Origin of the sequence: Pseudomaricurvus hydrocarbonicus (assembly GCF_011602365.1) — a bacterium.
GTDB classification, from domain to species: domain Bacteria; phylum Pseudomonadota; class Gammaproteobacteria; order Pseudomonadales; family Cellvibrionaceae; genus Pseudomaricurvus; species Pseudomaricurvus hydrocarbonicus.
This window is the reverse complement of the sequence record NZ_JAAONZ010000019.1, coordinates 91,850-114,163: the sequence shown is the minus strand read 5'-3', so window position 1 is coordinate 114,163 and position 22,314 is coordinate 91,850. Positions and strand designations below refer to the sequence as shown.

Annotated in this window: 16 protein-coding genes; 8 read left to right on the top strand and 8 right to left on the bottom strand. The window is 55.1% G+C overall.

Annotated features, from left to right (window positions below; all coding sequences use genetic code 11):
* Positions 1 to 454 precede the first annotated feature (454 nt).
* On the top strand, positions 455 to 1,417 hold the full coding sequence (locus G8770_RS19690; protein ID WP_167191097.1) for a LysR family transcriptional regulator: 963 nt from the start codon (positions 455 to 457) through the stop codon (positions 1,415 to 1,417).
* A gap of 204 nt (positions 1,418 to 1,621) precedes the next feature.
* Here the strand turns inward: G8770_RS19690 and hisA are convergent, their stop codons facing one another.
* Positions 1,622 to 2,386, bottom strand: coding sequence for a phosphoribosylformimino-5-aminoimidazole carboxamide ribotide isomerase (hisA, locus tag G8770_RS19685; RefSeq protein ID WP_167191094.1), 765 nt, complete (start codon positions 2,384 to 2,386; stop codon positions 1,622 to 1,624).
* A 279-nt stretch (positions 2,387 to 2,665) separates the two neighbouring features.
* On the opposite strand from hisA, the gene G8770_RS24575 reads away from it, so the two are divergent.
* The 4 genes from G8770_RS24575 (at position 2,666) to G8770_RS19665 (ending at position 7,858) form a co-directional block, all read left to right on the top strand.
* Positions 2,666 to 3,280 (top strand): MliC family protein, encoded by a 615-nt coding sequence (locus tag G8770_RS24575; RefSeq protein ID WP_167191092.1) that lies wholly within the window; start codon positions 2,666 to 2,668, stop codon positions 3,278 to 3,280.
* 63 nt (positions 3,281 to 3,343) lie between these two features.
* Positions 3,344 to 4,174: a peptidyl-prolyl cis-trans isomerase gene (locus G8770_RS19675; RefSeq protein ID WP_167191089.1), complete on the top strand. Its 831-nt coding sequence runs from the start codon at positions 3,344 to 3,346 to the stop codon at positions 4,172 to 4,174.
* The gene (locus tag G8770_RS19670) at positions 4,174 to 5,256 is read left to right on the top strand and encodes a HupE/UreJ family protein (RefSeq protein ID WP_208022388.1); all 1,083 of its coding nucleotides are present in this window, start codon (positions 4,174 to 4,176) and stop codon (positions 5,254 to 5,256) included. The genes G8770_RS19675 and G8770_RS19670 overlap by 1 nt, the downstream gene beginning before the upstream one ends.
* Before the next feature lie 337 nt (positions 5,257 to 5,593).
* Complete coding sequence (locus G8770_RS19665) at positions 5,594 to 7,858, top strand: TonB-dependent receptor (protein WP_167191086.1); 2,265 nt, start codon at positions 5,594 to 5,596, stop codon at positions 7,856 to 7,858.
* Positions 7,859 to 8,194: 336 nt separating this feature from the next.
* On the opposite strand, the gene G8770_RS19660 is transcribed toward G8770_RS19665, so the two are convergent.
* The 5 genes from G8770_RS19660 to G8770_RS19640 all read right to left on the bottom strand — a co-directional run bounded on the left by G8770_RS19660 (position 8,195) and on the right by G8770_RS19640 (position 13,816).
* Positions 8,195 to 8,740 carry a hypothetical protein gene (locus G8770_RS19660; protein WP_167191083.1) on the bottom strand — a complete coding sequence of 182 codons (546 nt, stop codon included), beginning with the start codon at positions 8,738 to 8,740 and terminating at the stop codon, positions 8,195 to 8,197.
* A 425-nt stretch (positions 8,741 to 9,165) separates the two neighbouring features.
* Positions 9,166 to 10,881, bottom strand: a complete 1,716-nt coding sequence (locus tag G8770_RS19655) for a tetratricopeptide repeat protein (RefSeq protein WP_167191080.1) — start codon at positions 10,879 to 10,881, stop codon at positions 9,166 to 9,168.
* 256 nt (positions 10,882 to 11,137) lie between these two features.
* Complete coding sequence (locus G8770_RS19650; protein WP_167191078.1) at positions 11,138 to 11,713, bottom strand: hypothetical protein; 576 nt, start codon at positions 11,711 to 11,713, stop codon at positions 11,138 to 11,140.
* Positions 11,714 to 12,133: 420 nt separating this feature from the next.
* Positions 12,134 to 12,571 carry a hypothetical protein gene (locus G8770_RS19645; protein WP_167191075.1) on the bottom strand — a complete coding sequence of 146 codons (438 nt, stop codon included), beginning with the start codon at positions 12,569 to 12,571 and terminating at the stop codon, positions 12,134 to 12,136.
* A 15-nt stretch (positions 12,572 to 12,586) separates the two neighbouring features.
* Positions 12,587 to 13,816, bottom strand: a complete 1,230-nt coding sequence (locus G8770_RS19640; RefSeq protein ID WP_167191072.1) for an MFS transporter — start codon at positions 13,814 to 13,816, stop codon at positions 12,587 to 12,589.
* A 460-nt stretch (positions 13,817 to 14,276) separates the two neighbouring features.
* On the opposite strand from G8770_RS19640, the gene G8770_RS19635 reads away from it, so the two are divergent.
* From G8770_RS19635 to G8770_RS19625, 3 genes are all read left to right on the top strand, one after another.
* Positions 14,277 to 15,128: a helix-turn-helix transcriptional regulator gene (locus tag G8770_RS19635; protein WP_167191069.1), complete on the top strand. Its 852-nt coding sequence runs from the start codon at positions 14,277 to 14,279 to the stop codon at positions 15,126 to 15,128.
* A gap of 235 nt (positions 15,129 to 15,363) precedes the next feature.
* Positions 15,364 to 16,782 carry an aminotransferase gene (locus G8770_RS19630; RefSeq protein ID WP_167191066.1) on the top strand — a complete coding sequence of 473 codons (1,419 nt, stop codon included), beginning with the start codon at positions 15,364 to 15,366 and terminating at the stop codon, positions 16,780 to 16,782.
* Positions 16,783 to 16,848: 66 nt separating this feature from the next.
* The gene (locus tag G8770_RS19625) at positions 16,849 to 18,312 is read left to right on the top strand and encodes an aldehyde dehydrogenase family protein (RefSeq protein ID WP_167191064.1); all 1,464 of its coding nucleotides are present in this window, start codon (positions 16,849 to 16,851) and stop codon (positions 18,310 to 18,312) included.
* 108 nt (positions 18,313 to 18,420) lie between these two features.
* Here the strand turns inward: G8770_RS19625 and G8770_RS24570 are convergent, their stop codons facing one another.
* Both G8770_RS24570 and G8770_RS19615 read right to left on the bottom strand, forming a co-directional pair.
* Complete coding sequence (locus G8770_RS24570) at positions 18,421 to 19,302, bottom strand: transglutaminase N-terminal domain-containing protein (RefSeq protein WP_167191061.1); 882 nt, start codon at positions 19,300 to 19,302, stop codon at positions 18,421 to 18,423.
* 1 nt (position 19,303) lies between these two features.
* Positions 19,304 to 21,877 carry a circularly permuted type 2 ATP-grasp protein gene (locus tag G8770_RS19615; RefSeq protein WP_208022387.1) on the bottom strand — a complete coding sequence of 858 codons (2,574 nt, stop codon included), beginning with the start codon at positions 21,875 to 21,877 and terminating at the stop codon, positions 19,304 to 19,306.
* Positions 21,878 to 22,314 lie beyond the last annotated feature (437 nt).

Here is a 22,314-nt window from a genome sequence, read left to right as displayed (position 1 = left end):
AGCATTCATAAGGCGGCGGTAAGTCGGTTGGGTTTGTTGTTTTGGCGAACTCAAAACTAACCGGTTTTACCGTCGTCTCCTACCTTTTCACGCCAATCCGCGATGAACCAAAAAAAAGCCCGCGAAGTGCGGGCTGAGAGAGTTGATTGTACTAAAAACTGACTGCTGGAATTCAGGCTGTGTGATTGGTGGCTGGGTGGTTCACATCACGCAGATCGTCATAAGCAACAGCGCCGAGTAAAGCTAAGTAGAGACTGAAGATAAAATATGTCATGGCTAAAACCTCACTGTTGTGGAAAGTGTTTGCTGCCCCGCAATCGTTTGGGGCCGAGTCTTGGAAGCGTTCAATCCGGCTTCCTGATGACTTGCTAAGCAGTATAAAATTCCATCCACTATTCTTCAAATTGCTTGTTTTCAACTATACTATGAATTCTATTCATAAGACGGGGCAGTGATGGACATTCGGCAGTTGGATCGTATTGATCTGAACTTACTGGTGACGTTTCAGGCGTTGCTGGAAGAGCGCAATGTGTCGCGGGCGGCGGAGCGCCTGTTTCTGACTCAATCGGCCATGAGTAAGTCTCTGGGGCGATTGCGGGAGTTGTTTGATGATCGTCTGTTCACCCGCAGCGCTGCGGGCATGGTGCCGACCCCCAGGGCACTCGACGTGGCGGCGCATTTGCCTAATCTTTTGGGGGAGCTGCAACAGCTGATCCAGCCTTCGGATTTTGACCCGCTGAGCTACGAGGGCGAATTTGCCTTGATAGTGCCGGAGTTTATTGGCTTTTGGCTGCTGCCGGAACTGATGGCTAGGCTCGCGAAGACAGCGCCGGGGATGCGCCTGAAGTCTGTCAGTCGAGCGGAGCACCAATTGGAATTGCTGGCCAGCGGCGAACTGGATTTTGCCATTCAGGTTGAGCAGCATATTTACCCGCCGGAAGTGGAGCTGACGTCTCTGGGGCACGCCTCACCGGTGTTGTTTGCCCGCCAGGGGCACCCGCTGGAAGGCAAAGAGCTCACTTGGGACATGGTGTCCGACTACCCGCATATGCAGCTGTTCATCCCCGACCTGAAAGAGGCTCTGTTTGTCGCCCGAGGTGACAGCGCCTTTATCCGCCATGAAGCCGTGGTGCCTCCGCACTTTGAAACCGGGCACCTGTTTACCGCGCTGCAGGTGCTCAAACGCACCGATTATCTGATGCCGGGGCCACCGGTGTTTGTGGAAGATTCCACACTCAGCAGTGGCATTGTCAGTTTGCCCTTGCCGGACGGTGAAAAGCTCAAGGTGCAATACGTGCTGGCACAACATGTACGGGTTAAAAATTCAGCAGCCCATCAATTTTTGCGACAAACGTTAGTGGAGGTTGTGGACTATTTTGTGGCCCAGCGGCTGCAGAGCAAGGCGCAGCCTGCCTGAGTTTTTCTGCTCAGGCGAATTGAGTGTAAGGCCGCCGGGGACGCTCTTCCCGCATGAGCATATGTTGCAGGGCTCTGCGACAGGCAGCCGCCTTGTTAAAGGAGCTACCTCCGGTTGCAGGGCCTCTTAAGCCAGCTGGCTGCCAGGCATGGCCATGCCCCCTGGTGTGGCAGTGACGTGATGGCGCTTGGGGGCGGGCTGACGTTAGCGTGAATTCCGTTGATTCCACTCGATGCAGGCTTCCAGGGTGACACCCTGGCCGCCAAAAATATCCAGTGCACTGCCGATGGTCAGATCGACTTTACTCTGCGACAGGTTGTCCACCAGCTCCAGATCGTCCAGTGAGCGGGCGCCGCCGGCGTAGGTGACCGGGATGGGGCAGATGTTGCCCAGCAGGCGTACCAGCTCCTCATCAATGCCTCCCTGCAAGCCCTCGACGTCGGCTGCGTGAATTAAAAACTCTGCGCAATGTTTGCTCAGTTCCGCCAGGGTTGGAGCATCAATGACGGTGTTGGTAACGGTTTGCCAGCGGTTGGTGGCAATACTCCAGCCTTTTTTGGTGCGCCGACAGCTCAGGTCCAGCACCAGTTTGTCGACGCCGGTTTCGGCCTTGACGTTTTCCAGTCTTGACCAGGAAAACTCATCATTTTCGAACAGGTACGAGGTGACGATGACGTGTGATGCGCCGGCATTGAGATACTCAGCGGCATTTTCCGCGTTCACGCCGCCGCCAAACTGCAGGCCCTGGGGCCAGGCAGACAGGGCTTTAAGCGCTTGTTCCCGGTTGCCGGGCCCGAGGGCAATCACGTGCCCGCCCTGCAGGTTGTATTGGCGATAGAGTTCGGCGTAGTAGCCGGCGTCATAGGAACTGATGAAATTCGTTTCCGCGCCTTCATCGTTGAGGCTGCCGCCAACAATTTGTTTCACTTGACCCTGGTGGAGATCGATACATGGGCGAAAAAGGGTCACAGTGTTACTCCTGAAACAAATATAGAAGAGAGAAAGTGCACATTATAGCGTGAATTTGGCTGGCTGTAGTCTAACGGCTGTAGTCTAACGGCAGTCTAATGACCGGGAGCTTTAGCGGGGTGCTCGGCGAAATACTTCCCGCCCAGGCGAAGATTGTCATGGTTAACCGCGACAGTCGTCTAGAATCATAGTCAATGCATGTCAGCGGGATGGAGTCGGATCGTCGTGGGCGATTGGGACGGGTTAAGGTTTCGGCGGTCGATTGAGAGAGTTCAGTGTGTGATCGTCAAACAAGCAGAACTGATGAAGGGGCTGTGGATCGTGTGCCTGTGCGGGTTGGTTTTGCTGGGCGGTTGTTCTGGAGCGCAGGGGCCAGGCGCTGAGCCGTCGGCACCGTCTTCAGGGGCAGGGTCGTACGATGCCCATAGCGGGAAAACACTGATTGCTTCCAGTTGCCGGCGCTACTCGGATGGCTGTAATACCTGCAGCCGTTCTGCCGATGCAGCGTTGGCGGCCTGTACTCACAGAGCCTGCGCCGAGTATGACAGGCCGCTGTGTTTGGATGACGCCAAGGTGCCTACAGCTTTGGGCAAAGATTCGGCTACAGCCCTGGACAATGATCAGCTAACGGTGATGGAATATGAATGCGATGGGGGGAATCACTTTTTGGTGTTTTATAAGCAGTATGTGGTCGATAATGAGCGCCTGGAATTAAACCAAAACCAGGTGATGCTCAGTGACCGGCAAACCCAAACGGTGTCGCTATTAACCCGGGTGCCCTCGGCGTCGGGCGAGCGTTATCAGGGCGATGGACTTGATTATTGGAGCCAGGGTGATGCGGCAATGGTGCGTAAAGATGAGCAACCGTTGTACCGCAATTGTGTCATTCCCTGAGGGCGGTGATTTGCCCGTTTGCGTGATTCACTTTTTTGTCAGGCCGTGAGAGTCGTGAGAGTTATGAACATTCTTAAAGAACCGCTATTGCACTTCCTGTTGATCGGAGCCGTTTTTTTTGTTGGCTATGGCTACCTTAACCCGGATTCACTGGCAGACGGTGAGCGCATTGTGGTGCAGGAGGGACGCATTAACAGCCTTATTGCCCAGTTCCGGCGGACCTGGAATCGCGCCCCCAGTGACGAAGAGCTGCAAAAGCTGGTTGATGATTTTGTCCTCGAAGAAATTTATTATCGTCAGGCGGTCGCGTTGGGAATTGATAAAGACGACACCCTGATCCGTCGACGTCTGCGTCAAAAAATGGAGTTTTTATCCGTTTCTATGGCGTCTGACATGCAGCCGGAAGAACAGGAATTGCAGGCGTATTTTGTGGCTCATGCGCACAAGTATCGCAGCAGCAGTCGCTACAGTTTCGAGCAAATTTATATCAACCCCGATCGTTCCAGTGAGGCATTGCAGCAGCGAATTTCTGAAGTCCGGCAAGCCTTGAGCAACCGTCAGCCAGTCAGCAGTGATGCGTCCATGTTGGCCTCTCAATTTGAGCAGGCGCCGGATTTTCAGGTGAACAACCTTTTTGGCCGTGGTTTTTCTGAACAGCTCGATGGCTTGTTGTTGAATCAATGGAGTGAGCCCTACCGATCGGGGATGGGCATGCATTTTATCAAAGTGACTGAGCGTATCGAGGGCGAAGTGCCAGCGCTGCAAGACGTTCGAGCCGAAGTGCTAAGGGACTGGTCTTATGACACAACCAATGAGATAAAAAGCAAAATAAGGCAGGGGCTGCTGGCAGAGTACAAGGTGGTTATTGAATGGCCGCCGGGGGCGGAAAGCTGATGCGCTGTTGGAGTCCACGTTTGGTCAGTGATGGTCATACACACGCTCGCCAGGGAAATACACGGTATGTTGGCAAATCCTGGTGGTTACTGTGTCGGGCTGCTGTGTGGGTAATGTGTGTCGGTGTGTTTGGCGGCGCGGCCTCTGCCGATGAGTTAAGACCGGCTTATTTGCAGTTGATAGAACAGGATAATCAGGTCATTGATGTCCACTGGCGGGTCCCCGGGCGTGGCGAGAACCAGCGTCTGGCTTTGAATGTGCTTTTTGGGAGCGAGGTGGAAGTGCTGTCGCAGCCTTTTGAGCGCAACGTCAGCGGTTCCAATCTGCGCGACTGGAAGATCCGGCGTGAACAGGGGCTGGCAGGACTGGCGATCACGATCCAGGGGCTGGAAAAAACGCCCACCGAAGTGTTGGCGCGCATTGAATACCGAAACGGTGCGACCTTGTCTCATCGTTTCTCCCCGGAGGCACCAAGCTATCAAGTTCCGCTGCAGCCCGGGTGGTCAGAAACGGTGGTTACCTACTTTGTGCTGGGTGTTGAGCACATTGTGTTTGGCATCGACCACCTGCTGTTTGTGTTTGTGTTGTTGCTGTTGGTGCGCAGCACCCGCAAGTTGATTGCCACCATTACCGCGTTTACGGTGGCGCACAGCATTACCTTGATTCTGGCGGCCCTGGAACTGGTGGTGATACCGGTGCCGCCGGTTGAAGCCTGTATTGCCTTGAGTATTGTTTTTGTCGCCACAGAAATCATTCGCGGGCAACAGGGGCATCCAGGTTTGACCGAGCGCAGCCCCTGGATCGTCGCCTTTGCGTTTGGCTTATTGCACGGCTTGGGTTTTGCGGCGGCCCTGGGGGAGATTGGCTTGCCTCAAAACGCCATTTTGACCGCACTGGTGGTGTTTAACCTCGGGGTTGAGGTGGGGCAGTTGGCGTTCGTTGCTGCCGTGCTGGTGGTCTGGCAAGTCATCCAGCGCTTGCCCGTCAGCATTCCTGTGTGGGCGCACCGCTTGCCGGCCTATGTGGTGGGCTCCATGGCGTCCTTCTGGGTGTTTGAACGGGTAGCCAGTTTTTGGAATTAATGTTCGGGTGCGTGGTCTTAGGCCATAACCTGCTATGGCGACCTCTTTGACCGTTTATCTGTTGTGGCATGTTGCGGCTTAGCCAACAGGGCTAACCGCTCGTGTGTTACCAACTGGTGCACGGCCTTCTTCAACGCCTCATGAAGAGCCATTTTTTCGTGGGGCTTTACTCCTTTTCCTTTGCCTGACTACCCCTATGGGGGTAGTTGCTGGCCGCCTAACCCTAATAGGTTATTAATCCCCTCGCAACAGCAGCATACCCTGAGCCTCAGATGTTCAAGACTGTGCCGAATCCGGTCAAAACCGGAGTGTGCTAAATGAATCCGAGGAAAAGCCCATGATCAAAACTCTTTTGACCCCGAGCCGACAGGCTCGCAAACAGCTGTTGGCCAGCACCATCAGTGTTGCCACTATGGCGGCTTCTGCGGGGGCCCTGGCCGCGCAAATTGAAGAGGTGGTGGTGACCGCCCAGAAACGCGCGCAAAGTGTCAATGACATCGGTGTTTCCGCCAGCGCTTTTGGCGGTGAAGATCTGAAAAAGCTGAAGATGGAGAGTGCAGTGGATCTGGGGGCGCACACTCCCGGATTGGCCACGACCAACGCCACTTCCGGTGGTACCCCCATTTTTGCCATCCGCGGTATCGGCCTTGATGATTTCAGCCCTAACAACAACAGCGGTGTGGGTATCTACACCGATGAAGTGTTTGCCAGTGCACCGGCGCTGCTGAATGGTCAGCTGTTTGATATCGAGCGGGTTGAAGTGCTGAAAGGGCCTCAGGGCACTCTCTACGGTAAGAACACCACCGGTGGCGCCATCAACTTTATCAGCAACAAGCCCACTGACGACGTTGAGGCTTACGTGGAGGCGGATTACAGTCGCTGGAACACCGTGGAAATGACCGGTGCTGTCAGTGGTGCACTCAATGAGCGGGTGCGCGGTCGTGTGGCGATGAATTATGTGGACCAGGGCGAGGGCTGGCAGAAGGATGTCAACACCGGCAACGAATATGGCAAAGCTGACAGCCATGCGATTCGCGGCCTGCTGGACTTTGATCTGGGCGATAACACCACCGCGTTGTTAAAAGCCTATTATACCCGCGACACTTCGACCCCCTTGTCTCCGGATGCAGAGCAGCACGAGCTGTGGGGCTATCCAGAACTGAACAGTCCGAAAGACCCTGCCAAGGTCACAGTCGGCAATCTGGATGTGGGCCGGGATGAGGAAGGGCACGGTATTTCCCTGAACCTGACCACCGATTTTGAGGCGTTTACCCTGACCTCCATCACCGCCTGGGACAGTTATGATCAGGAAGTTGTGGATAACTACGGCGGCACCAGTGAGCGCATTACGGATTTTTTCCAGGACAACCAGATTGAGCAGATGTCCCAGGAATTTCGTTTCACCGGCAACACCAGCGGTGCTTTCAGCTGGATTCTGGGCTTTAATTATTCCCATGAAGTGGTGGAAGCCCTTGGCATTTTTGACGACTCCTTCGTGGCTTACGAAACGTTTGGCGATGTGGGAACGGATTTGCTGGTAGCGGATTACGAGCAGGTGACTGACTCTTTGGGGGCCTACCTGCACACGGAAACCGACCTGACGGATACCCTGTCGTTGACCGTGGGTTTGCGCTACTCACAGGACGAGCGCTCGTTTGACGGCACCGACGTGAATACCGATGCCGACGGCAGTTTCTACGATGTGCTGATCGATTTTGATGAAACCCACAAAGAAGATGACCTCACCGGCAAAATCGGTTTGGATTGGGCGCTGGCGGACAACTGGTTAATTTACGGAAACGTTGCCACCAGCTACAAGAGTGGTCTCTACTATGGCGCGCCGGTATTGGATCCCGATCCGGGTGTGGCCTGGGCGTATGTTGATCCGGAAGAAGTTCTCAGTTACGAGTTGGGCTTTAAAGCGACTCTGCTGGACAACAGCCTGCAGATTAATGGTGCGGCGTTTATTCTGGACTACAAAAACCGCCAGTCACTGATTACCTATCTGGAAGATGATTTCAGTACCTATCTGGGGCTCGATGTTTACGACACCACCATGATCAGTATCCCTGAGTCGCAGACCGAAGGGGCAGAGTTGGATGTGCATTGGCTGCCGTCGGAAGGGTTGGAAATACGTCTGGGCGTTGCTTACCTCAACAGCAAAGTGACCAAGGCGCCAAGCACTGCCGACATGCGCGGAATTTCCGACGATCCCAATTCTCCGAACACGGTGGATCACATTTCCAACTCCATCGGCGAAGGCCAGGTGCTGGCGCAATCGCCAGAGTGGAGTTACAACGGTATGGTGGGCTATGAGTGGTTTGTGGGGAGTGATTTGATTGCCCGCGTTCAGACCAGTGCCAGTTGGGTGGATGAACAGTACGCGGCCCTGGGGGATCCCAATACGGGTTACGGCCCCATCAGCAGTCTGGACGCCCAGTTCTCACTGACCAATGCCGACGATCAATGGGCTGTGACCCTGTGGGGTAAGAACTTGGAAGGTAACGAAGCTGAAACCTATGCGTTCAGTGGCTTTGCCGGGCGCGTGGTCTATCGGCAGCAGCCAACCAGTTACGGCGTCACATTTCGCTACAATTTTTAAGCCTTGTCGGCTTTAGAAATGACGACCCGATGTCGTTAACGGTGGCACTGTCACCGTTATCCCGTATTTAAGTTGTTCTTAAAAAGTTTGGCCGGCTACCTTTTGGGTAGCCGGCCTTTTTTTTTTGACAGAAAATGTTTAACACAAGCCAACCCGGTTAACACACCGACAGGTTTTTAACAGAACGATGTTGTCGAGTTCTGCGAAATCACCCGTGCCACAGTTTCTCGTTAACGGTTCAATAACCCTTTATGAGTTTACGCATTATTGAACCGTTCTGTCGTTAGTTGATTTGTACGTTAGCCTCTCGATATTTAAGGCGCTGTCAGCTCGTCGTTAAAAATGATAGCCAACGCCTAAAACGTAAGAAAAGGCGCCGTCGTCAAAATTGTCTTCAGCTTCGTTGCCGCTGCTGAAAAAGAACTGATACTCGGCTCGAGCCAGAATAAACGTGCTGGGCAGCGCATAGTATTTGAGGCCAAATTCGAGACCGGCAAAACCGCTGTCCTTAACGCCATCACCATAGATGCCCCCCAGACTGGCACCGACAAAGGGCCTGGCGGCGCCATCGAGGAAGTGGTAATCCAGGTAGCCGCGGGTGCTGCCGTTCCAAAAGTCATCGCTGGCGTTTTCACCTTCGATGTCCGCGTAGTTCAGGCTTTGACGAAGTCCCCAGACCATGTGCGATGAGGTGTACCAGCCGTAATCCACTGACACGCCCATGCTGCTGTTGTCGAAATCCTTGTCGCTGGTGCCCGTACCTGACAGCGTAAACTCGCGGCTTCCGTCTTTGGGGCCAATCATGTCTTGAGCGAGAGCCACAGCGGGCAGCGTGGCTGCCAGTACGCCGATGGTCAAAAGGTTTCTGGTGAAAGTTTTCATAGCGTCTCCTTAAGTTGACCTCATACCGCGTTTCATCTGTAAGGGTTAGTGCCGAGGAAAAAGTTCCAAAACACAGTAATACCAAGAGCAATTAACCCAGTGAAAAGACGGCTTTAGTCATAATTGTACTTTTCACCTTAAAGCCTAGCAGCGCCGCAAGGTTTTGCTACTGATCTGCACCAGGAAAGTCGCTGTTTTATTATTTCATGTGCCACTTCTGGAGTTATTTTTTTTGTGGAATGATTAATACGACAAAGAGATTGTTTTTCAATCATCATAAAAAAATACGTCGAATTTACTGTCAATGACCGGGTTGTAAAAACACGACACAACGGTGGCAGTTCCACCGATTGCGGGTGATGGTTTTTAACGTGGAAGAGTTGAACGGTTCTGCGGCAGGCCGATAAATTGAATTTTTCGTGGCATTAAAAACGTGAGCTGCTCAGTGTGACATCCGCTTGTTGCCAGGCCTGTTGAAATCGCTGTTCAATTTCTTTGTGAACCGACGTTTTGTTTTGTGCTTTCAGTGCCAGCTGCAAGCCGAACAAGGAGTAGCCGTTCATGGGGTTGCGGCGCAAATCTTCCCAGTAAACCACTTCGGCTTCCGCGGGGTGTTGCGCGTCGAGCAGCACCGCGCCGAGAATGTGACGCACGGGAAAATACCAGTCCGGCGGTTCGTTGTACATCAGGCCGTCTTCCAGCCTCACGGCGCGACTCAGGTGCGCAATGGCTGTGTCATAATTTTTCTGTTTGGCTTCAATCTCGCCGGCCAACACTTCTTTGGCGATGTTCAACAGGGTCGACGCTGCGCCAAACCCGACGTAATAATTTTCGTCATGGGTCACTTCGTTTTGTAACCTCTGCAGCGCTTTGAGTTCTTTTTTACTTTGGTGTATCTGGTTGTTGTGTACCCGGGCCATGCCGCGGCCATAGTGCCAGATACCGTTTAAAAAGCGAGCCCCCGCGGGCGGTTGGGGTTCGTTCAGCATGTCGTCCCAAAGTCCGAATCGGACCATGACAAACATCGGCTGGCTGATGAACGTTTCGTTCAATCCCCAGGTGTTTTCCTGCAGGTAATCAGGAATTTTTCCCGCGACTTTACGGGCCGCGGAGAGCGCTTCTTTGCTGCGTCCCTGGAACATGGCTGACCAGGCTAAAAAATGAATGTTGTGGGGATAGTAACCCAGTGGATAGAGCCCCTGGGCCCGGCATTGGGTGATGTAGCCTTCATCGGCCAGGATGGCTTTCACATTGGCGTTGTAGGAATCCCCATAGCGGCCGACGCGCATGTAAATGTGGGCGGGCATGTGCACCAGATGGCCGGCCCCGGGCATCAATGTGCCCAGTCTGTCGGCGCTGTCGACACCCAGTTCCGGGCGGAAAGCTTCCACCAGGTGAATCATGTAGTGCAGCGCTCCCGGGTGATTGGGGTTGTCTTTCAAGACCGCTTGCAAGGTTGACAGAATGGCTTCTGTGCCGGGTTTGGGCGTGCCGTCGCGATACCAGTAATCCCAGGGGTTGGTGTTCATGACGGCGGCCACATAAAGTGTGGCGGCATCCGGGTCGTCGGGAAAGCGTTCCATAACCCTTTTCATGGCACTGGCATAATCTCTGTCCAGCGGGGCGCGGTCGGCCTCGGGGGTGGGGCTATAGCGCACGGCCAGTGCGTCGATGTAGGCCTGTTCACGGGCAGACACCCGCTGCTTCAAGGCGAGGGCTTGCTGGATGGCGTCATAAGCTTGTGGGACGACACTGGCCTGCATGGGCAGATTCAGGTTGGGGCCGAGTACCAGTGCCATGCCCCAGTAAGCCATGGCATTTTCGGGGTCGAGGCGGGCGGCTTCCTTGAACGAGCGCAGGGCTTCGGAATGATTAAACCCCAGTGTCAGGCGCAGGCCCTGATCGAAATAGGTTTGGGAACGGGCGACGCTGGTGGTCACTGGAAAATGATGATCGCCAAGCCCGGTTAATAATGGGGCGATGGGCTGGTCGGCGCTGGCCGGGTCCGCCTTCAGTGCCAGCGGATCGTGTATTTGTGCGTCGACGGGTAACACCACAAGCCCCATCAGTAGAGCCCAGCCGCTGAGAAATTTCAGCAGTCGTTTGCCGTGACAATGGGAAAAATTACCCAAGAGATTCATACTGGATTCGCCCGATTTGCCATGACATGAGTATAGTCATTGGCAGTTTAACGAGCAGAATCGGGTTCGTTTAAAATTTAATAAACAAAAAAATTTTAAAAACGAAAGAGAGATAACCGCCGTTATCTGATCGGTCGCTTTTGGCGGTGTCTGCCATCAGCGTCAGCCCGCAGCACTCTTAACTGAGGGCTGGAAGGGTGAGGCCTCCAAGAGGACTGCGCTGACGCAGACGGTGTTCGACCAAAAACAAAAAGGGTTAAAAATGGTAGCCAATGCCCAGCACGTAGGAGAAGGCTCCGTCGTCAAAGGCATCGTCGGCATCACTGCCGCTGTCGAAGAAAAACTGGTATTCGGCTCTCGCCAGGATGAACGTATTTTCCAGGGCGTAGTATTTCAAACCAAACTCCAGCCCGGCGAAGAAACTGTCGTTGACCCCATCGCCGTAGATGCCACCCAGGCTGCCGCCGACAAAAGGCCTCGCTTTGCCACTGAGGAAGTGGTAGTCGTAATAGCCTCTGGTGCTGCCGTTCCAGAAGTCATCACTGGTGTTTTCACCTTCGATGTCGGCGTAGTTCAGGCTTTGACGAATACCCCACACGGAATGGCTTGAAAGATACCAGCCCAGATCCGCAGATACGCCCATACTGCTGTTGTCGAAATCCTTGTCGCTGGTGCCTGTGCCGGACAAGGTGAATTCCCGGTCGCCGGCGCTGGGACCAATGGTTGTATTGCTCTGTGCAATAATGACGCTGTCCTGTTGTGCCCAGCCGGTAGCCGGCAGTGCGGCAGTGATGACAGCAATGGCCAACAGTTTTTGGGTAAAGATTTTCATAGTGACTCCTCGTTGATCCTTGTCTTACACCTGTCTGGACTCTGTCAAAAACCGGTCCGGGTGAACGTCCATCAATTTAACAGCGGTGCGTCCGACGGAAACTCAATAGCGGTGCGTTGGCGGGGTTGCATAAAAAAAGTTGGGTCTTACACCGTTCTTTTCATACCAAGCGTAGCATTGAAGGATGAGGTTGCTACTTTTGGGGGCAGGCAAAATCCCTGACCTTTTGTTCGAAAATCCTTAGCACTTTTTTAAATTTTTCCGAGGGATTTTGTGACAAGATTTGTTTTTTGAGTGGCAACATCCTGTGCAGACGCTGAAAATTCCTTGTCTGTTGTTAACGGGTGGAAACGCCAGAAAAGTTGGTTAGTTTTTTTGATTTTTTTTGTATATGCAGAGTTTTTTAAAGATAAAAGTAGCCTAAAAAAAGTGTAAATTGTGTCGCGTTAAGTGGCTTTCCCGTTTCTTGTTGACGCCTTTAATGTGCATTTGGCGGCGTGTCGGGTTCGCCAGGTCGCAATCTGTTCCGGCCATCTGGGCATTCATCTGGCGGGGCTTGTCATCCGAAGCCACAACAACTGGTCGCGGGTAGCCTGATGCCCGCGTCCGGCCCAGGGCATAGCGGCGCAACATGTTGACGCTGGAGAAGGGCAAGGCTTGGTCGCGTGGTTGGCGCCGGCCAGGATTTGCCGATCGACGCGCAAGTGGTCGAGCACCACCGCTGAGGGCATTAGGGGATTGAAACAGATGACAACCTTGCCGGTGCGTGATGCAAGCGCCGACAGGGCAGCGCTTGGGTGTGGGGTGGTTCAAATCGCCGGCGTGAGTTTGCGCCGGCAGGCCAACCTCTGGCCGCACGGTTCCGGATGCGCCTTAACTGGCATCGGCCAGCTCCGGGGCGAGTTGACGCAGCTGGCGATAGACAAACGCGTAGATCACAAAGGCGCTCAGTGAGCCGGCGGCGCCCAGCAGCATAACCGCACCATAGCCAAGATTGGCCGCCAGTAAAAAGCCGGCGGCCGTCGGGGCAATGGTTTGTGCCAGCCCCTGGGCGCCGGGAATCAAAGCCGCGTAGCGACCGCTGTGGTCGACGTTACTGATGGTGCCCAGCTGGTAAATGTCGGTGAACAACCACATCACGTTGAACATGAAGTTGCCAATGATGAACACCGTGGGGTTGATGCCCAGCGCCAACAGCGCCATTGCCCCGACCATGGTGAGCAGGGCCACCAGCAGGGGTTTCGATTGGCCGGCCTTGTTGCTGAGCCAGGTGGCCACAAAACAGCCCAGCAAAGTGAACAGGGTACCGATGGTCAGGGTATTGGCAATAAATTCATCCGACAGCCCGGCATCCACACCGGCTCGTTCGATGTAGGCCCAGAAGGAGCCAATGGTGATGTAAAAGCAGGAAACGGCCAGCAGGCAAAGTTTGGGCAGGTAGCCGGGTATGCGGACCTTGTGGCCGTCGGCGGTTTCTGTGATCGCGGTCGGTTCGGCCGCGAAGGCGGGCAACTTGGGTACGGCAAAAAAACACAACACGAAAGCGCCACAGAAGGCGTAGTAAATCCCGTTGACTCCCCAGACATCCGACAGAACCGGGAAGCTGTAGAGCTCCAGGGCGTTGATGGTCACCAGGGCAAACATCAGTATGCTGAAGTTGCGTGCGGTGTGATGGGTGCCGGCCAGGCAGCCGACCCCAAGGGAGTAGCAGATGCCGCCGCCGATACCGGCAATCACCCGGGTGTAAAACAGGGTGGTAAAATCGTGAAACTGGGAGGAGAGCAGGTTGGCCATCAGGGCGATAATAATGCCGACCATGGCCAGCTGACGACGGTTGACCCGGGTAATGACCATGGCGGTCAGTAGCGAGGCGAGGAACATGCCGCCGAGGTCGGCGGAGGCGAGCCACCCTACTTGCTGCTCGCCAAAGCCGAGGTCGTCGGCCAGTGCCCCGACAATCATGGGCATCCCCATAACCACGGCATTGCCAACAAAGCTGATGACAATGGCGGCGGCGATGGCGGCGGGGGTGTCATAGCTGCCGGGCTGGGTTTGGGGGAGATCCGTGGCGATTTGTGAGGCCTGCGCTGAACTGTGGGTCATGGGGCTTACCAGTGTTGTTATGGTGTTCTGTTATCCCTGCCTTGCTCCGGTTGTGAGGCGTGTCGCTTTGCTGTCCGTCGGGGCAGCGTGATCACAGGCTAAGGTGAGAGTGGTGACTGCCCTTAAGGCTAATGGAGTTGGCACTTATTCAGCCATAACCCTATGGTGTTATAGCCGCACTGTTGTAGTGCGTTATCAGGTTGGCAGGGACACGATAACAGCCTGGCGTTGGGCGAGCTGATTCGAGCCGGGCGCTCAGGCCGGGTCGGCTATGCCAGACCGGCGGCCAGGCGGTATGATAAGACCCAGTGAGGGGGCAGACCGGTGGTGGGTGAATTTTAATGCCGTAGACGGTGCTTTGATGTACCCTTCGTAGCATTCGAAGTGCTCCCTGAGACAAATATAATAAAGGCTCTCAACCCCTGAGGGCTGACCGATAAAGGTGGATTGAGTGGCCGTCATGTCCCAAAGTTTACTGCCGAGCCAGGCGTTCATAACGGCCATGGCTCAGGCCACCCGTAGTCTGAATAGCGAGGATTTTCCCCAGGCTATTCTGGATCTGATTAATTTGATCACGCCCGTCGACAGCCTGGCGGTGGTGGGCTTTCCTTGCGATTCCTTGCCGGTGCTGTTTGCGGATATCACGGGCACTAATGTCGAGCCGGAAAAAAAAGGCGATTTGACCAATTACATTAACGGTGCCTACCTGCTGGATCCTTTTTATGAAGCCTCGCAGGAATTTATTCCGTCTGGCTTGTATCGTCTCAACGAAGTGGCACCCGACGATTTTCATGAGAGTGAATACTTTCGTCTCTACTATCGTTTTTCCAGTCTGGTGGACGAAGTGGGGTTTCTGTTGGCGGTGAAGGATGCCGGTTATCTGCATTTGTCACTGGCTCGCATTGAAAGCTTCGATGAGGCTGAAGTCGATGCTTTGAGGCGATTAACCCCCTGGTTGCTGGCCATGCTGGAGCAGCAGTGGCAAGGGGCATTGCTTCAAAAGCCGGAGCAGGGGGTGTCTCTGCACAAACAATTGTCCGAAGCGCTGCGCAATTTTGGCAGTTCCATGCTCACGGAGCGCGAGTGTGAAGTGGCGCGTTTGCTGCTGCACGGACACTCTTCCAAATCCATGGCCGAAAAGTTAAAAATATCCATGGAAACCATTAAGGTGCACCGTCGCAACTTGTATAACAAGCTGGACATTTCATCGCAGTCCGAGTTGTTTTCGCTCTTCCTGTCTTCAATCTCATTGGCCGGCCGCGTTCCCGGTAGCGATCCCCTCAGCGCTTATCACGCCCCCCCGACAGATTAGCCGGGGATACGGGCACCCATTGAATCGCCCTTGACCAGCATCTAGGCTGTCTCCTGTCATTTAGCCCCGTTCGTCCACTGCATCGGCCGCAAGCTCGCTGAAACATCGCTGACGGAAACGCTTGTCAGACTGATGTCCCCGCCTTACTACCCCTCAAGGGTGATGGTGGCATGGTAGCCGGACGCTTATTCTGGTGGCATATCTTAATCCACAGACAGTAAGCAGGATGGTGCGTATGAGCGACTTCGACCCAACTCAACCCGGTTATGACACGCAAGCCATAATTGAAAAAGACAAAGCGCACCATGTTCATCCGTGGCAAGTGTTTGATGTTTTTCGTGACGAGGGCGCCCTGCCCATCGTCAAGGGCGAAGGCAGCTACATTTTTGACAGTGAAGGCCGCAAGTATTTTGATGCGGTCGGTGGCCTGTGGTGTAACAACATCGGGCTGGGACGTAAAGAGATGGCCGAGGCCATTGCCGCGCAGGCGTACCAACTGTCCTACGCCAGCCCGTTTGTGGATCTGACCAACATTCCCGCCGCCGAACTGGCCGCCAAGCTGGCGTCCCTGGCGCCGGCGACACTGAATCATGTGTTTTTTACCTGTGGCGGATCGACAGCGGTGGATACCGCATTCCGGATGATTCACTACTATCAGAATTGTCGTGGCAAACACGCTAAAAAACACATCATTTCGCGCATCAATTCTTATCACGGCACCACCTACGCGTCGATGTCCATCGGTGGTAAGCCCGGCGATCATCCGCCCGAGTTTGATTTCATCAGTGACACCATTCATCACCTGTCCTACCCCAATTATTACCGCTGTGCGGCAGAGGGAATGAGCGAGTCCGAGTTTGTCGACACGCTGGTGCAGGAATTCGAAGATAAAATTGAAGAGCTTGGCGGTGCCGACAACGTGGCGGCGTTTTTTGCGGAGCCGATAATGGGCGCCGGCGGTGTGATCGTGGCTCCGGAAGGGTATTTAAAGCGCATGCACGCCGTCTGCAAAGCCAATGATATCTTGTATGTATCCGATGAGGTCGTCACCGCTTTCGGTCGCCTGGGGCACTGGTTTGCGTCGGAAGATGAGTTTGGCATCGTGCCCGATATGATTACCTCCGCCAAAGGGTTGACCTCCGGCTATCAGCCGTTGGGCGCGCTGCTGTTCAGCGATGAAATCTGGGATGTTTTGAATGCGGAAAATTCCGGTCGCTGTTTTGCTCACGGTTTTACCTATTCGGGTCACCCGGTTGCCTGTGCTGCTGCCCTGAAGAACATCGAGATTATGGAGCGTGAACAGCTGCTGGAAAATGTTAAAGAGGTGGGTCCGTATTTCGAGCAACAACTGAAAACCCTGGAGGATCTGCCGATTGTGGGGCAGGTGCGCGGCCGCAAGTTCATGGTGTGTGTCGAGTATGTGGCTGACAAGAAAACCAAGGCGCTGTTTCCGGAAGAGTTGGACATTGGCAAGCGGGTTTCCAATAACGCCGATGAGCTGGGTTTGATCACCCGCGCCATTGTACACCTGAATGTGATGTCGCCACCCCTGACCATGAATAAAGACGAAGTGGATTTCATCGTCGCTACTCTGCGTCAGGCCATCGAAGCGACCATTGCTGAATTGCGCGACGAAGGGCATTTTCAGGGCTGAGCGTGAATACCACCAGGCTCTGGGTAAAAAAATCTGTCAGCGATGGCTGGCCACGAGGAAAAATGAATGACGACTTACACACAGCTCTATATGGATGGCCAGTGGCTGAATGCAGACTCAGACGCGTCACTCGCGGTGATCAATCCGGCCACAGAAAAAGTGGTGGCTGAAGTTCCCCGTGGCAACGCCAACGATGTGAATCGTGCGGTGCAAGCTGCGCGCAAGGCTTTCCTGAGCTGGTCCCAGACGTCTGCGGCAGAGCGCAAAAGATTGCTGTTGGCCATCGCCGATGGCATGGAAGCGCGCAAGCAGGATTTGACTGCCGCCATTTCTGCCACCATGGGCTGTCCGCAACACATCGCCGGCTGGTTGCAGGTCGACGGTCCCATTGAGGCGATGCGATTGTTTGCCGAGCTCACGGGCGTAACGGAACAGGTTGACACTGTGGATGGGGCCCTGGTGGTGTATGAATCCGCCGGTGTGTGCGCGTTTATCAATCCCTGGAATTACCCACTGCACCAGTTCGTCGGCAAAGTGGGCGCGGCTTTGGCGGCGGGTTGTACTATGGTCGTGAAGCCGGCAGAGCAGACGCCGCTGCAGGATTTTATCATGGCCGAAATTATCGACGCTGCGGGTGTGCCGGCGGGTGTGTTTAATCTGGTGCCGGGCTATGGCGTGGATGTGGGTGAAACTTTGTGCACCCACCCAGAAGTGGATGTGGTGTCGTTTACCGGTTCGACCCGTGCCGGTATTGAAGTGGCCAAAGCCGCTGCGCCCACCGTCAAGCGAGTGACTCAGGAGCTGGGCGGTAAGTCACCGCTGATCATTACTGAAGATGCGGATCTGCAGGCGGCGGTGCAATACGGTGTTGAAGATGTGATGCTCAACAGCGGCCAAACCTGCGTGGCGTTGACGCGCATGCTGGTGCCGGCCGCTAAGTATGATGAGGCGGTGAGACTGGCGAAAGACATTGCCGAAGGTTTGGTGGTGGGCATGCAGGAAGACGCCTTTCTCGGTCCGATTTCTTCCCGCGCCCAGCAGCAAAAAATCCTCGAGTATATCCAGATCGGTTTGGACGAAGGCGCAACCCTTGTGTGCGGCGGATTGGATTCTCCCGTGGTGAGCGGTTCGAGGGACGATGGTACGGGGTACTCTGGTGCGGGGTACTCTGCTCCGGGGTACTACGTGGCACCGACGGTATTTGCCAACGTCCATAATCAGATGCGCATTGCCCGCGAAGAAATTTTTGGCCCGGTGCTGTGTATGATTCCCTACACCGATATTGATGAGGCGGTAGAGATTGCCAACGACACGCCTTATGGACTGGCGTCTGCGGTCTATGCCGGCAGTGAAGAAGGGGCCATTGCCATTGCCCGCCGGATTCGCGCGGGACAGTGCCTGATGAATGGCGCCGTGTTTAATTACAACGCGCCTTTTGGGGGCTACAAGCAATCGGGTAACGGGCGCGAATTTTCGGCCGCCGGCGTGCACGAATTTCTTGAAATCAAGGCCATGCTGCAGCCGCAATAAGGTCGCAGCGACACCCTGCTGGCAGTGATGCTGTTCCCGCGCGCGCCTCATCAAGTTGACCATCCGGTGGCTTAAGGTGAGGCCGGCGCGCCGGTGTTTGGTTCGGTCTCAGCCCCGCCGCGCCACATCCACAGAAACGTTCAGAACCGGGTTTTTTCCGCCGCCAAAAATGACGCCTTTCAACGGGGTCACATCGAAAAAATCCCGCCCCCAGGCCGTAATAATGTGCTGTTCCGACACCAGGCAATCATTGGTGGGGTCGAATTCAAACCAGCCTTCGGTGGGTGAGAATACCGAAATCCAGGCGTGGCTGGCGTCCGCCCCGACCAGTTTTTCTTTGCCCGGTGGTGGCAGTGTTTCCAGATAACCCGACACGTATTTGGCCGGAAAACCCATCGCCCGCAGACACGCGATTTGCAGGTGGGCGAAGTCCTGGCACACGCCCTTGCGTGTCCGCATCACTTCTTCCAGCGGCGTGGCAATGGTGGTGGACTGTGGCGAGTAGGTGAATTCACGATAAATTCGACGGGTTAAATCCATCACCGCGGACAGCAGAGGCCGGTCTTGGTCAAACGAGGGGGCGGCAAAATCCCGCAGTTCGTCCGTGGCTCTGATCATGGACGACTCAATCAGAAACTCTTTGGCGAGATGAATTTCGGGTTTCGACACCGTCGCCAATTGTTCCAGCGCCTGTTTACAGGTGATGCCAAAATCCAGATTCAGGGATGTGTGTTGCGGGCCGGTTTCAACATCGCTGATGGCTTTGATCACCAGTTTGTTGTGCGGTCTCTGAATTTCAAAATGGTAAGCGATGTTGCCAAAATAATCTTCCCGGGTGGTGCGATGCGCCGCCAGCGGGCTGACCGTCATTTCATTGTTCAGGCAGGTTTGTCGCAAGGTGCTGCGAGGAATCATGTGAGCCAGATTGTAGCAGTGTGAGACTCTCGCGCTGTAAAGGTATTCTGTAATGTGAGTGACACGATAGCGCACGTTAGCTGTTCTCCCAGACACTGCTGACCAGTTGTTGTGAAGTTTCCCGGTGGTCGAAATATTTGTCACTGACGAGTTCGCTGATGGTGTTAAGCGAGGCTTTCAGCGTCACCAGGGTTTGTTTCAACTGTGTGCGTTCACCGTCTTCCCGTGCGCTGAGCTCCGTTAACAGTGACAATTTAATCAATGTTTCGGCCTGCAGGGTGGCGCGCTCTTCGGGCGACAGTTCGTGGCGAATGTCCTGCGCCCGCGGCAGTTTGCGCACATGGCGGTTGAGCTGCTCCAGCTGGTGCAGCAGAGATCGCGGGTTGCTGGTGTCCATCATCACCAAATCGAGGCTGGTTTGAACTCCCATGCGCGCCCGGTAGCGGCGGCGATAACTGATCAGCGCCTCCAGTGACAGCAGCAGGGCTGACAAGAGAATGTTCTGGTCGGCCTCCGGTGCTTCGGGTACCACCAGGCCGTGAATGATGGTGGTGGTTTGCAGTGAGCGCTCCAGGCGACGGCCAATGTCCATAAAGCGCCAGCCAAAGTCGCGGGTCATGCTTTCGTGGGCCAGGCCCGACAGTGCCATCAACGCGGTCACCAGCGGATCCAGGGCCTCTTCCGGGGCGGACGCCAGGCCACCGGACAAGCCGATATCCAGCTCTGACAGGGCATCGCGAATGTCATTGATGACCCGCAGAGTATCCGAGGACAACAGCTCCTTGGACTCATCGGCGCAGTAAAGCATGGCGTTGAGGTTGGAGCGCACACTGCCACTGCTGCTGCCATCACCGACCACACGCAGCAGCTCTTTTTCCGGTGACCGGATCAAGGCTTCGCTGCAGTTGATAAAGCCGGGGCGGGTGGCGGTGACCGACGTGACGGTCTCGAGGATGATGCGCTGGCAGTTGAGGGAGATCGGCTCCTCGCCGTTGAGCAGCATAAACACGGTGCGCAACAGCCTCAGTGAGGCTTCGGCGCGCTCGGCGTAGCGCCCCATCCAGAACAGGTTTTCCACCACCCGACTGGGCAGACTGATCAGGTCGGCGTCGCGGCCGGGGGCACCGGCGACGTCTTCGTCCGCACCGGCGTGAGGGCCCTGGGGCTCCGAACTGATGATCCAGGTGTCCTTACTCTGGGAGCCGGACTGGTTGGAGATTTCAAAAGACGTTTCTTTCACGCCGACCCGGGTCAGCCCGCCGGGCATGACGCTGTAAGAGCCGGAGTGCGCCACGGCAAAACTGCGCAGCAGTGCTGGCCGGGGCAGCAATTGACCGTCCACGTAGGTAGGCAATTGACCGGCATCGAGCAGGGGCTGGCCGACAAACTGTTCCGGCCGCTCTTTGATCCGGGTGATCAGCTCCTGTTTCTGCTGTTTGGTCAGCCGACGACCGGAGACACTGCTGGTGTCCGCGCTGCGAAAAGTCGGTTTAATCACCAGGGATTCGATATTGTCGACAATATACCGAAGATCCTCCGGATCCCCGCCCCAGTAATTGCTCACCGATTGCAACCGCAACTCTCGGCCCAACAGCTTTTTGGAAATTTGCGGCAGGTATTTTAAAAATACCGGATTCTCGAGAATGCCAGATCCCAGCGGGTTGGCAATCGCCACCCGGCCAGAGCGGACAACCGTCAGCAGATTGGGTACGCCCAATTGGGAGTCGCTGCGCAATTCAACCGGATCGCAAAAAAGGTCATCGACGCGTCGCAAAATCACATCCACCCGGCTGAGGCCGTCGAGGGTTTTCATCCACACATAGCCGTTGCGAACGATCAGGTCACCGCTTTGGACCAGATGCAGCCCCAGGTAGTTGGCGAAATAGGCGTGTTCAAAATAGGTTTCATTGTGCGCCCCAGGGGTCAACACCACGATACGCGGGTCTTCCTGATTGGGGGATAACGAGGTCAGCTTGGCGCGTATTTGCTGAAAGAAACTTGCCAGTCGATGCACCTGGCTGTTGCGATACAGGCTTGGCAACACCCGTGACATCACGGTGCGGTTCTCCAGCGCATAGCCGGCCCCGCTGGGGGATTGGGTGCGATCGGTCAGTACGCACATGTTGCCGTCTGCGCCGCGAATTAAATCCACGGCGTGCAGGATCAGCTGGTGCTCGCCAGGCAATTGAATGCCGTGACAGGCACGCAGGAAACCTTTGTTGCCAAACAGCGCCTGCGGGGGAATGACGCCGTGACGGATCAGCTCCCGGGGGCCATAGAGGTCTTTCAGCAGCAGGTTGAACAGCTCGGCCCGCTCCTGCAGTCCGGACTCAATTTTGCCCCATTCGTTGCTGCTGATGATGGACGGGATAAGGTCCAGGTCCCAGGTGTTGTCGGGGGCCTTGGGGTCGCCATAGATGTTGTAGGTGGCGCCGTCATCGCGAAGAATTCGCTGGGCTTTGTTGAGTCGATCGAGAAACGTGGTAGAGCCCAGGGCGTGAAAACTGTTGAGCAACACCTCCCAGTGAGGCTTGGTGTTGCCGTTGGCGTCAAAAACCTCGTCCATGGGCGAGCCACTGGGGCGATAGACCAACTCCTTGGGAAGGAGCGGGCTGATTTGGCTCTGGGTTTGGCTTGACGACTGAATCACGGTTTTTCCTGTGTGGACCTGGGTCACGGGTAATGTGCATTAATAGTAGCAGTCGCGCTTGCCTGTGCCTTGATTGCTGAAGGCATGGACAAATGCTCACTTGGGGGCTGAAGCAAATTTGACTGGCGTCGGTGTCTTACAGCTGCGTTGTTCGGGCAAGTCGCTCACTATGCAGTATCCAGACCACCTGCCTGCCGGATAAGGGTCACCTGCAGAACACGGCTGCAATCTGGGGTGAGCATTATGTCACCTTCCTCAAAGTGTTCAACCTTGGCGCTTTCTTATGGTTATTGAGTTGAATAAAGGCGATTGTTAGACGAATTTGTTGCAGTTGCAGCGGGTCTGGACCAATCGCGCAGTGCGCTGCCTGCTTTGGTGTTTCAATGAGGGGATTCCTTCTCCCCCCGGGCTGAGTCTTCAGCCGGGGGGACTGGTGA

Excerpts from the sequence above, each read along its gene's own strand:
- G8770_RS19690 (WP_167191097.1), top strand. The coding sequence starts at position 455 with ATGGACATTCGGCAGTTGGATCGTATTGATCTGAACTTACTGGTGACG.
- G8770_RS19675 (WP_167191089.1), top strand. The coding sequence starts at position 3,344 with ATGAACATTCTTAAAGAACCGCTATTGCACTTCCTGTTGATCGGAGCC.
- G8770_RS19670 (WP_208022388.1), top strand. The coding sequence starts at position 4,174 with ATGCGCTGTTGGAGTCCACGTTTGGTCAGTGATGGTCATACACACGCT.
- G8770_RS19665 (WP_167191086.1), top strand. The coding sequence starts at position 5,594 with ATGATCAAAACTCTTTTGACCCCGAGCCGACAGGCTCGCAAACAGCTG.
- G8770_RS19660 (WP_167191083.1), bottom strand. The coding sequence starts at position 8,740 with ATGAAAACTTTCACCAGAAACCTTTTGACCATCGGCGTACTGGCAGCC.
- G8770_RS19655 (WP_167191080.1), bottom strand. The coding sequence starts at position 10,881 with ATGAATCTCTTGGGTAATTTTTCCCATTGTCACGGCAAACGACTGCTG.
- G8770_RS19650 (WP_167191078.1), bottom strand. The coding sequence starts at position 11,713 with ATGAAAATCTTTACCCAAAAACTGTTGGCCATTGCTGTCATCACTGCC.
- G8770_RS19640 (WP_167191072.1), bottom strand. The coding sequence starts at position 13,816 with ATGACCCACAGTTCAGCGCAGGCCTCACAAATCGCCACGGATCTCCCC.
- G8770_RS19635 (WP_167191069.1), top strand. The coding sequence starts at position 14,277 with ATGTCCCAAAGTTTACTGCCGAGCCAGGCGTTCATAACGGCCATGGCT.
- G8770_RS19630 (WP_167191066.1), top strand. The coding sequence starts at position 15,364 with ATGAGCGACTTCGACCCAACTCAACCCGGTTATGACACGCAAGCCATA.
- G8770_RS19625 (WP_167191064.1), top strand. The coding sequence starts at position 16,849 with ATGACGACTTACACACAGCTCTATATGGATGGCCAGTGGCTGAATGCA.